A 13977-nucleotide genomic window follows, 5' to 3' on the forward strand; every position below is an offset into this window, starting at 1 on the left:
GAAGCCAACGGTGTCCCGCTCACCCTTCCAACAGGTGCCGCAGCAGCGTCACGGCGCTGTCCGGCGTCGTCAGCACTGCCCGCCCACTGGCAGCGCATGCCTGTTGCGCCGCTGAGGTCATCGAGAATCGCGTGAAGCAAAGCACGTCGCAAGGTTCGATATGAGCGGCCAACGCTGCAATCAATTGGTCATGACGAGCGGCGTTCCCCTGCTGCAGCTGCTCCATCGCCTCGGGGCAAGTACCCGACACGATTTCGACGTCGCCACCGCGGGTTGCCGCTGCCTGAATGAACTCTTCGGTCATGGAATCGATACTGGGTTCGAAGGTAGCCAGTATGCCTATCTTGCGACCTTGCCCCAGCGCTTCCTGGATCATGGCTTCATTGGGCTTGAGGACAGGGATGTCGAGCTGGCTGCGGCAAAGCTCAATGGCTTCGCCAAATGCCGAGCAGGTGAAAAGTACGGCATCGGCACCCGCGCCCTGGGCATAACATGCCAGTTCGCAGAGCCGACGTTTCAGCCCCTCGGTGAGCTGGCCGGCACTGCGCAGGTCACGCGACAGCGAATCTTCCAGCAGGTTGCACAATTCGGCCTCAGGCCAGAGCCGGGCGAATGCTTCATTGATCGGTGCAATGGCCACCGGAGTTGCGTGTACAAGAAAAATACGTTTGGTGCTGGTCATGTGTTCTCCGGGGTGCAAACATTGTAATGGGTCGCCGGGCAGCTGCAGGCTGCAGGCTTTGCAGCGAGTCATCATTTACCGGCAGTTGACTACTTTTCTGGCTGGGCAATTTCCCAACCCTTTTTCGCGGCTTGCCGCTTGACGTTTGAAGCGCCAGACAATGACATCCAAGATCAAGACCGACCTCGCAGGCCAGCTCGCACCCAAGATCCTTGATATGGCCAGGGCTCGCTCCATGCGAGCAGGTGACCCATTGCGCGAGGAAGCCTTCGCCAAGGAACTGGGGGTATCCCGGTCGCCCGTGCGCCGCGGGTTCGCCTTGCTCGAAGAGCTGGGATTGGCGACCAAGGAGCCGAACCGCGGCTATTTCCTTACCCAGGACGCGCGCAGCATCGATATCCGCAAGCTGCCGCTGGAGGTCGACACCTTCGAAGAGTTCTATCTGCGGGTGGTCGATGATGTCCTGGTCGGCGACATCAGTACCTCGTTCTTCGAGGCGGAGCTGCTGCGCAAGTACGATGTCACTCGTGGACAACTGCTCAAAGTACTCAACCGCCTGGCCAGTGAAGGCATGATCGAGCGCAACCCAGGCCAGGGCTGGAGTATCAACAGCTTCCTGCATGATTCTGATGCGCATGTCCAAAGCTATCGGTTTCGGATGGCGATCGAGCCAGCAGCGCTTCTTGAGCCGTCTTACCAGGTGGATAAGGGGGCATTTGCCAATGCGCGGCGAATCCAGCAGGCACTGCTCGACGGCGACATCTTCAATCTGTCGCGCTCGGAACTGTTCCAGATCAACGCGCAATTGCATGAGCTGATCGTGCGCTGTTCGGGCAACAGCTTCTTCCTTGAAGCAATCCGCCGACAGAATCAATTGCGCCGCTTCATGGCCTACAAGTCCAACGTCGATCGCCCACGGCTGATCAGCCAATGCAAGGAGCACATCCGGCTGCTCGATCTGATCGAGCAAGACCGGCGCGAAGAAGCCGCCGCCTTTCTGCGCGAGCACCTGGATGTGGTCAGCCGCCTGAAGGCGGCACGCGAAGCCCAGGATGCCATGGAGCTCACCCATGCGCTGGCGGCCGCGGACCTGGGTTAAGCGCCCGGCACATCGAGCACCAGCACGCCATCACCGTCGATCACCAGCGCTTTGCCTGCTCCCGGCTGGCCGCTCAGCTCCTTGATACGTGAATTGTCCTCAAAGCATTTGACGGTCACTGCTCGTCCCTGGAAATCGATCCTGCCTCCCAAGTCAATGAACAGGGGCGCCAGCACCCTCGCATTCGCGCCATGTTCGTCACACAGGTCGGTTGTCCTGATCATCATGGTCTCCTGGGCCGCTTGCGGAAGCTGCAAGTCAAAACAAATGTTGCATGAATTGGCTTTGCGTGCAATAAAATGCAAACACAGGAGTGATGGTTGGCCGGTTGCGTTCCTCATGGAATGTCACCAGCGATCCAGGAACGCCAATTCGATTGTATTTCAAGAGAATTACATACACTTTGCTTGTGGCGTACCGTTCACCCTGGCACCCAGACGGCCCTGAATAAAAATGGTTAGGAGAGTGTGATGCGAATTCTGGTTCTTCCCTGCGACGGTATCGGTCCCGAGATCGTCGAGTCCTCGATGGCAGCACTGCACGCCGCCAACCACAAGTACGATCTGGGCCTGGAGTTCGACTACGACGACGTCGGCTTTGTCAGCCTGGAAAAGTACGGCACTACACTGCGTGATGAAGTGCTGGAAAAAGCCAGGACTTACGACGGCGTCATCCTCGGTACCCAATCCCATGCAGACTACCCGGCACCGGAAAAAGGCGGTCGCAACGTTTCCGCGGGCTTCCGCATTGGCCTGGACTTGTACGCCAACGTGCGCCCGGCACGCACCCGCGACTTTCTGGAATCGAACATGAAACCGGGCAAGCGCATGGACCTGGTCATCATGCGCGAGGCCACCGAAGGCTTTTATCCAGACCGCAACATGTCGCGCGGTTGGGGCGAGGTGATGCCATCCCCGGACATGGCCCTGTCAACCCGCAAGATAACCCGCCATTGCAGCGAGCGCATTGCCCGCCGCGCCTTCGAGCTGGCGATGAAGCGCAACCGCAAGGTCACCGCGATTCACAAAGCCAACAGCTTCCACATGACCGACGGTCTGTTCCTGGAATGCGTGCGCAACGTCGCCAAGGACTTCCCCGAAGTGCAGCTTGACGACCTGCTGGTCGACGCCTCTACCGCACATTTGGTTCGCAGCCCCGAGCGCTTCGACGTGCTGGTGGCAACCAACTTCTACGGCGACATCATCAGTGACCTGGCCAGCGAGCTGTCCGGCAGCCTGGGTCTGGCAGGTTCTATGATGGCGAGCGACATCCATTGCTGCGCCCAGGCCCAGCACGGTTCAGCGCCGGATATTGCCGGGCATGACAAGGCCAACCCCGTGTCGATGATCCTTTCGGTGGCCATGCTGCTGCAGTGGATGGGCGAGCACCACGGCAAGGCCGCCTTGTTCGAAGCCGGAAGAGCCATGGAGCAGGCTGTAGACGTAGTACTCGAAGACCCGGCCAAACGCACCGCCGACCTCGGTGGCCAGCTGGGCTGCAAAGCTTTCGGCGAAGCGGTCGCTCAGGTCATCGCAGGCTGAAGCGATCGGCGGCACGTTACGGCGTGCCGCCACTTTATTCTTGCCCCATCACAGGCCTGTGCTCCGCTACCCGTTGCAGTCGGCGCCAGGCAGGAGGAACCGGCCGTGAGCCAACCGTTACTAGGCTGCATCGCAGACGACTTCACCGGAGGCACGGACCTCGCCAGCATGTTGGTGCGCGGCGGCATGCGAACCCTGCAGGTGATTGGCGTACCAGACTATCCGATCGAGGCCGACGTCGACGCCGTGGTCATCGCCCTCAAGACTCGCACCCTGCCCGCCAACCAGGCAGTCGAAGAATCTCTCGCCGCGCTTGCCTGGCTGAAGACCGCTGGTTGCCGTCAATACTTCTTCAAGTACTGCTCGACATTCGATTCCACCGAACAAGGCAATATCGGGCCCGTCGCCGATGCCTTGCTCGAGGCCCTGGACACACCGCTGGCCGTGGCCTGCCCGGCCTTCCCGGAGAACCAGCGCACGCTGTTCAACGGCCATCTGTTCGTCGGCGACATGCTGCTGAGCGAGTCAGGCATGCGCCACCACCCACTGACTCCCATGACCGACTCCAACCTGGTGCGCGTGCTGCAGCAGCAGACCCCGCGCAAGGTGGGGCTGGTCCGTCATGCGTCTGTCAGCCAGGGTGCTGCTGCAGTTCGCCAGGCCCTTGCCGCGCTTCAAGCCGACGGCTGCGGCTATGCCATCGTTGATGCCATCAGCAATCTTGACCTGACCACCATCGCAGAGGCGGCCGACGACCATCTGCTGATCACCGGAGGCTCCGGGGTTGCATTGGGCTTGCCGGACAATTTCAAGCGCGCCGGCCTGTTGCCCGACGCGGCCTGCGCGTCCGAACTGGCCCACGTGGACGGTCTCGCGGCTGTACTTTCCGGCAGTTGCTCCGTTGCCACCAATGGGCAGGTCGCCCATTGGCGCGACAGCGGCCGACCTGGCTTTGCCATCGACCCGCTGCGCCTTGCCGATGGCCATGACGTGGTGAGAGAAGCACTGGAGTGGGCTCGGCCCCTCTTGAGTCAGGGCGCGGTGCTGATCTATGCGAGCGCCAACCCGGATGCCGTCAAGGGGGTACAAGCCCGCCTGGGCGTGGAAGCCGCCGGCGAAATCGTCGAGCGCGCCCTGTCGCAGATCGCCAGCGGCTTGCTTGGGCTGGGTGTAGGTACGTTCGTCGTGGCGGGCGGTGAAACCTCGGGCGCCGTGGTCAAGGCACTCGGCGTCGAGGCGTTGCGTATCGGTACATCGATCGCGCCCGGCGTGCCCTGGACGCTGGGTCAAGGGCGGACAACCGTGGCGCTGGCGCTCAAATCCGGTAACTTTGGTGGCCCCGACTTCTTCACCCGAGCACTGGAGATGGCCCCATGAATGAGAGCAAGCAACGAGAAGAAATCGTTCTACTGGGCAAGTCGATGTACGACCGCGGCCTGACCCACGGCGGCACCGGCAACATCAGCGTGCGGCTGGATGACGGCTGGCTGCTCACGCCTACCGGCTCATCGCTGGGCCGACTGGACCCGGCGCGCCTGACCAAGCTCGACTGGGACGGCCGCCATGTCAGTGGTGACACACCCTCCAAGGAGCTGATGCTGCACCTGGCCATGTATCAGGAGCGGCCCACCAGCGGTGCCGTCGTGCATCTGCATTCAACCCACTCGGTGGCTGTCTCGGTGCTCGACGGGCTTGATCCGGAGGACCTGCTGCCGGCGATCACTGCCTATTACGCCATGCGCGTCGGAAAATTGCCGTTGGTGCCCTACTACGCTCCTGGTGATCCGGCGCTGGCCGAGGCGGTGCGGGCGTTTTCCGGCAAGCACCACGCGATGCTCCTGGCCCACCATGGCCCGGTGGTTGCGGGCAGTGACCTGCATGCCGCCGTGGATGCCACCGAGGAACTGGAAGCTACGGCGCAGCTGTTCCTGCTGATCTTTCAGCATAGGTTCCGCACGTTGACTCCAGAGCAGATCGCAGACCTGCATCGGCGGTATCCGCTCAAATAGTGAAGTGACGGGGGAGGCATCCCAAGGACGAAAAATGTTCAATACCTTCAGAAGCTGGTGGGCAACTCCCTTTGTGGGTGTTGCGGGTGCATTGCTGGCCAGCGCGGCCAATTGGCCTTTGCCGTGGATCATCGGCGCGATGCTGGCGGTCATCATCGTACGCTGCAGTGGATGGACCATCGCCGAAATCCCCAACGGCCGCAAATCCGGCCAATGGCTGATCGCCACGTCCATTGGCCTGCACTTTACCCAAGCGGTTGTCCACGAGATCGCCGGGCACTTTCCGCTGATGCTCGCCGCGGCGTTCATCACTCTCTTGCTCGCCTTGGCCGGCATCGCCTTCATGCGGCGCCAAGGCATGGACCTGACGACCGCCTACTTCGCGTTCATGCCGGCAAACTTTGCCGAGATGATCCAGCTTGGCATGCGTTACCAAGCCAATGTCAGCCAGATTGCCGCCGCGCACAGCATCCGCCTGGTGGTAATCGTGCTCAGCGTACCGCCCGCAATGTACCTGCTCCTGCATGTTGCCCCAGGTGCGGTATACGTTCGTCCACCGGCGGACTGGCACTGGCTCGGCCCCATGCTGGCGGGGGGTGTGGCGATGGCGCTGCTGTGGAAAAGACTGGGCCTGCCCAACCCCTGGATGTTCGGGCCGATGGCCCTGTGCGGGACAATCACCGCAGCGTTCGACCTGCACATGGCGTTGCCGGTGGAGTTGAGCCATTACGGCCAACTGATGATCGGCTGTGCCCTGGGAAGCTTCTTCGACCGGGCGTTCTTCCGCCGCTCACCCGTCTACCTGCTGAAGGTGCTGGCCTTCACCCTGGCGATGATCACCGGCACGTTCCTGTTTGCCTGGGTCTTTGCAGTATTGTCCGGCTCTGCACTGTACACCTTGGCCTTGGGCATGATGCCCGGCAGCACAACGGAGATGTACTTGACCGCCGAAGCACTCAATCTGGGAGCGGGGATGGTGACGGCAATGCAGATCATGCGGCTGGTCGTGGTCATGCTCTGCGCCGAGCCGCTGCTGAAGCTCTGGCTGAGTCGCGCGCCGTCATTTGAAGACGACCGCGCAGAGTGACACTGGAATCGAGATTCAGGTTTCTGCTTCGGCCGACACCGCCGCCTGCCCTTCTGCCGCACGACGCAACTCCAGGATGGGTGACTTGCGGGCAAACGAACCACTCAGATGCCGCCGCATCAGGTGGGCCGCTTCCAGGTTATCACCCGCCTCCACCAGCTCAAGCATGCGCAGATGCTCTGCGCACTGGGTATAGAGCCGCTTTCGGTCAATCATCGAGCGGTACTCGATCAGCCGCCGCATGTTGTTGAGCTGGCGCAGGATCATGAGGTAGAGAGGATTGCCTGAGAGCTGGATCAGATCCTCGTGAAAACGAATGCCCGATTTGAGCAGCCTGTCCGCGGGCAAGGACTCGATACCTCCCGCCAACAAATCGCATTGCTCCTTCTTCAGGCGCCGGAGCACTTCGAGATCGCAGCTGAAGCTGCTTTCCAGCAAGGCCGCCGGCTCGATCAGTGAGCGCACCCGGTAGATCTGCTCCAGGGTCTCTGGCGTCTTGGCCACGTCCAGAAAGCGCCAGCCGTAGCCAGGCTTCGGTTCTGCCCAGCCTACCTTCGCCGCACGATTGAGAATGTCGATGACCTGGAATTTGGTAAGGTCGTAGCGCTCACGGAGGTACTTTTCGGTGACCTGCGCCGGGATTGCGTCATTGAGCCAGTCTTCCGAGAGCCGGTAATACTCCGGCGGCTCCTCAAGCGAGTGGACCTCGTCGATACTGGCAGGCAGATCCCGTGGGCTTTCGAGAACGAAGAAACCCCGATTCGCAATTTGCTCAAGCACTTTTTGCTCGGCGAGCACCGTCAAAGCCTCACGCGCGGGTGAGCGAGAGACGTGGAAGTCGTCCGCCACCTTCTGTGCGCTCAAGTGTGCGCCAGTGGTCAGTTCGCCCAACTGAATCTTTTGCCGAATTTCAGAAACGATTCGCTGGACCAGGGTGCTCGATGCCATGTATCAGAACCAATGGAAGGTGTGTTTGTGTTGCTGGAACTGCACGACAGTATACGCGAGCATGCGCTGCTCGCGTTCTGCTTGATTCGACCTGCCCACTGGCATAGACCGCGTGCCCGCCTCAAGCCTGCCATCGGCCGCAGTGCCTGGCCAAAGGCGCCGCGACCAGGTCCTGAGGCCCGTTATCAGAAGATGTCCAGGGGATACTCGACGATGATCCGGATCTCATCCACATCGCCTTCACCCTGGGCTTCATTCGCACGGTGAGTGGCGTGGCGGACACGCAGTGACAAGTCCTTGGCCGCACCTGACTGCACTACATAGCGCACGTCGAGGTTACGCTCCCAGTGCTTGCCGCCTTCGCCCTGCAGGCCCGCATAGCCACCCGAAGCATCGGCCTTGCTGCCATCAATGTCGTCACCCTTTATGTAGCGAGCGGAAAACTTCAGGCCTGGCGCCCCGTAAGAGGCCATGTCCAGGTCGTAGCGCAGCTGGAATGAACGCTCATTGGCGCCGTTGAAGTCGGAGTAGTTGACGGAGTTGGCGAGGAAGATGGAGTCGCCACCGACATAGTCGAAAGGCGTATCACCCTCCACTTTCTGGTACGCGGCGGTGAGTTTGTGCGCACCGAAGGCGTAGCCCACGGCGAAGCTGTAGGTCGTGTTGTCGATCTCCCCCTGGAGCGCCTTACCGGTGTCCTGGGTGTTGTACAGGTTGAAATCGAAATCCAGCGACTGGGTATCACCCAAGGGAAGCACGTACAGCAGATTTCCATAGTACTGGTGCCAGGTATCAGCAAAATCGGAAGCATACAGGCTGGCCGTGAGCTGTTTGCTCACAGCATAAGTACCCCCAACGAAGTCGATTGACTTGCCGATCTTGCCCTCCCCGTAGTTCAGGTAGAGGTCACCATCGTGGTTGCTGGAATCGCGTAGCTTGTACGCAGTGAAGTGACCTGCATTCACTTCCAGATCCTCGATTTCCCTGCTGCTGAGCAATAGCCCTGTCGCTGTCTCTGGCAGCAACCGGGAGTCAGCGGTAGCCAATACCGGCAATTCGGTGCGCATGTCGCCATACCGTAGCTCGGTATTGGACACGCGCGCCTTCACGACAGCACCCGCGCTGGCATAGCTGTCCTCTGGCCGGTCATCACTGTCCACCGGCAAAAGATCCGCGCCGGAGCGCCCGCGCCCGCTGTCGAGCTTCAGGCCAAGCAGACCATGGGCGTCAACGCCAAGACCGACTGTGCCTTGAGTGAAGCCCGATTCGTAGAACGCCATGACCCCTTGCGCCCACTCTTCCCGGTAACTCTGGTCGCCGGGCGCGGCATCCCGAAAATCACGATTGAAATAGAAATTGCGATTGAGCAGACGCAGACTGCCGTCCTCGGTGAAGCCTTTGGCGTCTGATTGATCCGAAGCCTGTGCCAACAGGCTTGAAAGGCCAAGAGCCAAAGCGGTGAAGCCAAGTGTGGCTGGATGCATTGTGGACAGGTCCTGGTTCAGAAGTTAGTGCCGCGCCTGTCGGCGCCGAGCTTTATTGTTGTCGATCCAAACAGCGTTGATGCGCAGCTTCGGTGGCGGCGTATCGAGGCAAGCAGCGCCCAGACCTGACGCCGCACGAAGACTGCACCACTAAAATAGCATTGCACTTAAGAACGTCAATGAGCCAGGAGGAGGAGAGGAAAGAAACTAATTTTGTACCTGAGCAAGTACATATCCACTTTTACGCGTATTTTCAGATCCGGCATGCCCTGGAGTCCGGATGTGGCACGGAAGTAATCTCCAGTAGGTTCACGCAGCAACGAAAAAAGGACCCGAAGGTCCTTTTTTCTGATCCCCATGTGATCATTGCGATCACATGAAGCTATGTCTGGAGCGGGAAACGAGACTCGAACTCGCGACCCCGACCTTGGCAAGGTCGTGCTCTACCAACTGAGCTATTCCCGCGTCTTGGTGCTGGCCATTCTAGCGATCTGATGAATGGCGTCAACCCCTTGATTCAAAAATACTTTATTTCTGTTCGGAGCCTTCGCGCAGGTGCGGCCAGGCAGCGTGCAGGTAATGCACCATCGACCACAGGGTCAGGCCGGCAGCGATCAGCAGCAGGCCGTAGCCGAGTGCAACCCAGAAAGTCAGCGCAGCCGGGTTGGCGAGCAGGATCACCAGGGCGAGCATCTGCGCGGCGGTCTTCCATTTGCCGAGATTGGAAACGGCCACGTGTGCCCTCGCCCCGATCTCTGCCATCCACTCGCGCAGGGCCGAGACGACGATCTCGCGGCCGATGATCACCGCAGCTGGCAGGGTCAGCCAGAAGTTGGCGTGCTCTTGCACCAGCAGGACCAGCGCCACCGCAACCATCAGCTTGTCGGCCACCGGGTCGAGGAAGGCACCGAACGGGGTGCTCTGCTGCAGGCGACGCGCCAGGTAGCCGTCGAGCCAGTCGGTGGCGGCGGCTACGGCGAACACGCTGCTGGCGGCAGCGTAGCTCCAGTGGTACGGCATGTAGAACAGCAGGATGAAGATGGGTATGAGCAGGACACGTAGTACGGTGAGCAGGTTTGGAATATTCATCGGCACGACTGGCTGCAAGTTGAGCCCGGCATTCTACTCGCTATGCAGGCTGGCATAAATCGACTCGGCAAGCTTTTTACTGATGCCAGGGGCCTTGGCGATTTCATCGACACTGGCGCGGTTGAGCTCTTGCAGGCCACCGAAATGCTTGAGCAGCTCGCGGCGGCGCTTGGGCCCTACCCCGGCCACGTCTTCGAGGCTTGAGGTACGGCGGGCCTTGCCACGGCGGGCCCGGTGGCCGGTGATGGCAAAGCGGTGGGCTTCGTCGCGAATCTGCTGGATCAGGTGCAAAGCGGCGGAGTCGCCCTTCAGGGTGAACTCGTTGCTGACCTCGTTGAGATAAAGCGTCTCGAAACCGGCCTTGCGGGTCACGCCCTTGGCCACGCCGATAAGGATCAGGTCGGGCACGGCGAGCTCCTGGAGTACGTCGCGGGCCATGTTCAGCTGGCCCTTGCCTCCATCGACCAGCAACACGTCGGGCAACTTGCCTTCGCCGTCCTTGATGCGGCTGAAGCGGCGCGTCAGCGCCTGGTGCATGGCGGCGTAGTCGTCGCCTGCGGTGACGCCTTCGATGTTGAAACGCCGGTAATCGGACTTGATCGGACCTTCCGGGCCAAACACCACGCAGGAAGCCACGGTGGCTTCGCCGCTGGAATGGCTGATGTCGTAGCACTCGAGGCGCTGGGGCACCTCGTCCAGGCCCAGTACCTGCGCAAGGGCATCGAAACGCGAGGCCATGTGCTGGCGGTTGGCGAGGCGTGCGGCCAGGGCCTGCTCGGCGTTGGTCACGGCCAGCTGCTGCCAGCGTGCGCGGGTGCCGCGTACCCGATGGCTGATCGCGACCTCACGGTCGCGCAGGGTCTCGAGCGCTTCGGTGATGACGGCGAAGTCTTCGTGGACCACGTTGACGATCAGTTCGCCCGGCAGCTCGCGCTCGGCGTTGCCCAGGTAGTACTGGGACAGGAAGGCGGACATGACTTCGGCCACCTCCTCCTCGATGCCCACCTGGGGGAAGAAGTTCTTGCTGCCCAGCACCCGCCCGCCGCGCACGCTGATCAGGTGGACGCACGCGCCGCCAGGGTTGACGAAGGCGGCGACCACGTCGATATCGCCGGTCCCGCCCTCCATGTATTGCTGGTCCTGGACACGGCGCAGCAGGCCGATCTGGTCGCGCAGCTCGGCAGCCTTCTCGAAGTCGAGGGCCATGGCGGCCTGCTCCATCTCGCTGTTGAGCTCGTTGCTCAGCTGTTGGCTGCGGCCTTCGAGAAACATCACCGAGTGACGTACGTCCTCGGCGTACTCGGCAGGGTCGACGAGGCCGACGCAGGGGCCCTTGCAGCGCTTGATCTGGTATTGCAGGCACGGCCGGGTGCGGTTGCTGAAATAGCTGTCTTCACACTGGCGGACAAAAAACGTCTTCTGCAGCAAGCTCAGGCTTTCGCGGATGGCCCCGGCGCTGGGATAGGGGCCGAAATAGCGGCCCTTGGCGCGCTTGGCGCCACGGTGGATGCCCAGGCGCGGGAAGGCGCCGTCAGACAAGAACACGTACGGGTAGGATTTGTCATCGCGTAACAGGATGTTGTAGGGCGGGCGCCATTCCTTGATCAGGGTCTGCTCGAGCAGCAGCGCCTCGGTCTCATTGCCGGTGATGGTGGTTTCGATCTGCGCGATCCGCGCCACCAACGCTGACGTCTTGGGCGCCTGGCCAGTCTTGCGGAAATAGCTGGCCAGGCGTTTCTTCAGGTTCTTGGCCTTGCCCACGTACAACAGGCGGGCTTGTGCATCGAACATGCGGTAGACGCCCGGGCGACCGCTGCAGGTCGCCAGGAAGGCACTTGGATCAAAAGTCTGGGACATGAGAACTCAGGAATTCGCCATTAAAGGCTAGCGTCGACCATACCATGACGGACCGCCAGCAACGTCAGTTCGACATCGCTGGTGACCGAGAGTTTTTCAAAGATTCGATAGCGGTAAGTATTCACGGTCTTCGGCGACAGGCACAGCTTGTCGGAAATGATCTGGACCTTCTGGCAACCGACGATCATGAGGGCAATCTGGATTTCGCGTTCCGACAGCGTGTCGAACGGCGAACCCTGCGGCTGAAACGGCTTGAGCGCCAGTTGCTGGGCGATCTGGGGACTGATGTAGCGCTGACCGGCAAAGGCCAGGCGAATTGCCTGGACCATTTCGTCGAGGCCTGCCCCCTTGGTCAGGTAGCCAGCGGCGCCAGCCTGCAGCAGGCGCGTGGGAAAAGGGTCTTCCTCGCAGACGGTGACCGCCACCACCTTGGTGTCAGGCTGGCTGCGCAGCAGCTTGCGGGTGGCTTCGAGGCCGCCGATGCCGGGCATCTTGACGTCCATCAGGACCACGTCCGGCTTGAGGTCGCGGGCCAACTTGAGTGCCATTTCGCCCGAATCCGCTTCACCCACCACCTGCAGACCGTCGATATCGGCCAACATGCGGGTGATGCCGGTACGCACCAGATCGTGGTCATCGACCACAAGGACCCTAATCAAGCAGACACCTCGTCACGCGGCGGGAATTGGATCCCGCCACCTTATCAAAATTTTCCTGCGCGAACCTAGCGTAAAACTTCAAGGTTGTGCGCTGATCGCACCTGTTGGCGGAACCCGTTGTGCTCAGGCCCTCCAGCCCTGCCGGACAAGCTGCTGAGCAGTCGCCGCACGGCTGCCTGATCGGCCGACTGCAGACGCCGGAAACACGCCAGCAGGTGGTCTTCTTCCGGGGTCAGGCTGTCCACCGCTGCCGGAGTGCGAATGCCGCTGAGCACGTAGGGCGCATCGACGCCTTGCGCTGTGACAGCAGCCAGGTAATCGATCCGCGGAGTGCGCTCGCCACTCTCGTACTTGCCTTGTGCATTAGGCTCCACGCCGCCGATGTCACCAAAGACCCGCTGGGTCATGCCCAGCCGCTCGCGTTCTGCCCTGATGCGCGGACCAAAAGCTTTCATATATACAAGACCTCTTCCGAATTGAGCTGCCACGGTTGCTTCCAGCAACCTTCAAGCCGCCACGCGACTCATGAGCCCTGCACTATGCACAAAGCGCTTCCCTGGGCACAAGCCATGAGTTGGCCATCAGGCCGATAAAGGAATGGCTCGCTGCATGCGCGCGAAGCACTCATCTTCACCCATCTCGGTGAAGCCGTGCCGTGCGTAAAGCGAGCGCGCGGGATTGCTCTTGAACACCATCAGCCGAAGCAGCGGCACCCGGCGCAGCGCAGCCCAGGCGGCAAGTTCCTCAAGCACCCAGCTGCCGACTCCTCGTCCGCGGTGTTCGGGCAGCAGGTGCAATTCACGAAGGTACAGGGCCTGGCGGTCCTGGCTGAGGCTGCAGTATCCCAGCACCCGATCACTCTCCATCACCAGCCACTGCTCGCGCCAGCACCACGCCTGGTCGAAGGCCTCTTCCATCCAGAGCAGGTCGAATTCACGGTAGTACGGGAGCATGGCGCGGCGGGTGAGGTCCCGGGCGAAGGTGAGGTGACGATCGCTGGCAGGGGTCAGCTTCAATTCCCTGCGGAGCTCTTCATTCATGCGATGCACTGCTGGCGTAGCACACGGGGGAGCTGGCCGGCCCCTGCCGGTCCAGTTCGTCCTCCAGCCAGCGAGCCAGTACCAGGGCGTTGTTGTGCTCGATGTCCCGGCCGGCATACAGCAGGGTCAGGCAGCCCTTCCCTGCCACTTCCAGCAGCGCCCACCAGTGTTCAGGATGCCCCGCCAGCTCCTGGCGGTAACGCTGCGTGAACACAGCAAAATCCAATCGGCCTTCGTGCAACGCCTGACGCAGCTCGCTGGACGGTGCCACGTCACGCAACCACTCGCCGTGCAGGTCCTCCTTGCGCAGGTTGCGCGGCCACAGGCGATCGACCAGCACACGATGCCCGTCAGTGTCGGTGAGGGAGTCGTACACTCGCTTGCACTGGATCATGCGGTCCTCCGCAGCGCGCCTTGGGCATTCAGCTGGCTTCGTGGGTTCAGCTTGCGAAGCCTGGCCTTATCGATGGTAGTCCCGCGCA

The 13977-nt window shown here is 61.3% G+C and carries 15 protein-coding genes and 1 tRNA gene; 5 read left to right on the top strand and 11 right to left on the bottom strand.

The window, feature by feature from the left end:
• Positions 1-19: 19 nt before the first annotated feature.
• Positions 20-682, bottom strand: coding sequence for an aspartate/glutamate racemase family protein (locus tag AC0ZZU_RS17120; protein ID WP_476342304.1), 663 nt, complete (start codon positions 680-682; stop codon positions 20-22).
• A gap of 160 nt (positions 683-842) precedes the next feature.
• On the opposite strand from AC0ZZU_RS17120, the gene AC0ZZU_RS17125 reads away from it, so the two are divergent.
• On the top strand, positions 843-1781 hold the full coding sequence (locus AC0ZZU_RS17125; protein ID WP_476342306.1) for a GntR family transcriptional regulator: 939 nt from the start codon (positions 843-845) through the stop codon (positions 1779-1781).
• Here AC0ZZU_RS17125 and AC0ZZU_RS17130 read toward each other — a convergent pair.
• Entirely contained in the window at positions 1778-2122 is a 345-nt protein-coding gene (locus tag AC0ZZU_RS17130) for an RraA family protein (protein WP_476342307.1), read from the bottom strand. The genes AC0ZZU_RS17125 and AC0ZZU_RS17130 overlap by 4 nt on opposite strands.
• 129 nt (positions 2123-2251) lie before the next feature.
• On the opposite strand from AC0ZZU_RS17130, the gene AC0ZZU_RS17135 reads away from it, so the two are divergent.
• The 4 genes from AC0ZZU_RS17135 (at position 2252) to AC0ZZU_RS17150 (ending at position 6418) form a co-directional block, all read left to right on the top strand.
• Complete coding sequence (locus AC0ZZU_RS17135; protein WP_476342308.1) at positions 2252-3322, top strand: isocitrate/isopropylmalate dehydrogenase family protein; 1071 nt, start codon at positions 2252-2254, stop codon at positions 3320-3322.
• Between the two features lie 105 nt (positions 3323-3427).
• Positions 3428-4699, top strand: coding sequence for a 3-oxo-tetronate kinase (gene otnK, locus AC0ZZU_RS17140; protein WP_476342309.1), 1272 nt, complete (start codon positions 3428-3430; stop codon positions 4697-4699).
• Complete coding sequence (otnC, locus tag AC0ZZU_RS17145) at positions 4696-5331, top strand: 3-oxo-tetronate 4-phosphate decarboxylase (protein ID WP_476342310.1); 636 nt, start codon at positions 4696-4698, stop codon at positions 5329-5331. Before otnK ends, otnC begins: the two co-directional genes overlap by 4 nt.
• 34 nt (positions 5332-5365) lie before the next feature.
• On the top strand, positions 5366-6418 hold the full coding sequence (locus AC0ZZU_RS17150; RefSeq protein ID WP_476342312.1) for an AbrB family transcriptional regulator: 1053 nt from the start codon (positions 5366-5368) through the stop codon (positions 6416-6418).
• 15 nt (positions 6419-6433) lie between these two features.
• Here the strand turns inward: AC0ZZU_RS17150 and AC0ZZU_RS17155 are convergent, their stop codons facing one another.
• From AC0ZZU_RS17155 to AC0ZZU_RS17195, 9 genes are all read right to left on the bottom strand, one after another.
• The gene (locus AC0ZZU_RS17155) at positions 6434-7366 is read right to left on the bottom strand and encodes a GntR family transcriptional regulator (protein ID WP_476342314.1); all 933 of its coding nucleotides are present in this window, start codon (positions 7364-7366) and stop codon (positions 6434-6436) included.
• Between the two features lie 185 nt (positions 7367-7551).
• The gene (locus tag AC0ZZU_RS17160) at positions 7552-8850 is read right to left on the bottom strand and encodes an OprD family porin (RefSeq protein ID WP_476342315.1); all 1299 of its coding nucleotides are present in this window, start codon (positions 8848-8850) and stop codon (positions 7552-7554) included.
• Positions 8851-9239: 389 nt separating this feature from the next.
• A tRNA-Gly gene (locus tag AC0ZZU_RS17165) sits at positions 9240-9315 on the bottom strand.
• Positions 9316-9378: 63 nt separating this feature from the next.
• Complete coding sequence (gene pgsA / locus AC0ZZU_RS17170) at positions 9379-9939, bottom strand: CDP-diacylglycerol--glycerol-3-phosphate 3-phosphatidyltransferase (protein WP_158459182.1); 561 nt, start codon at positions 9937-9939, stop codon at positions 9379-9381.
• Positions 9940-9972: 33 nt separating this feature from the next.
• A complete protein-coding gene (uvrC, locus tag AC0ZZU_RS17175) occupies positions 9973-11796 on the bottom strand; it encodes an excinuclease ABC subunit UvrC (RefSeq protein ID WP_476342316.1) in 1824 nt (607 codons plus the stop codon).
• A 20-nt stretch (positions 11797-11816) separates the two neighbouring features.
• Entirely contained in the window at positions 11817-12455 is a 639-nt protein-coding gene (gene gacA, locus AC0ZZU_RS17180; RefSeq protein ID WP_158459180.1) for a response regulator transcription factor GacA, read from the bottom strand.
• Between the two features lie 65 nt (positions 12456-12520).
• Complete coding sequence (locus AC0ZZU_RS17185; protein WP_476342317.1) at positions 12521-12910, bottom strand: helix-turn-helix domain-containing protein; 390 nt, start codon at positions 12908-12910, stop codon at positions 12521-12523.
• A gap of 126 nt (positions 12911-13036) precedes the next feature.
• Positions 13037-13495: a GNAT family N-acetyltransferase gene (locus AC0ZZU_RS17190; protein WP_476342318.1), complete on the bottom strand. Its 459-nt coding sequence runs from the start codon at positions 13493-13495 to the stop codon at positions 13037-13039.
• Positions 13488-13889, bottom strand: coding sequence for a DUF488 domain-containing protein (locus AC0ZZU_RS17195; protein ID WP_476342319.1), 402 nt, complete (start codon positions 13887-13889; stop codon positions 13488-13490). Before AC0ZZU_RS17195 ends, AC0ZZU_RS17190 begins: the two co-directional genes overlap by 8 nt.
• Positions 13890-13977 lie beyond the last annotated feature (88 nt).

The organism is Pseudomonas sp. JE3303 (assembly GCF_056312565.1).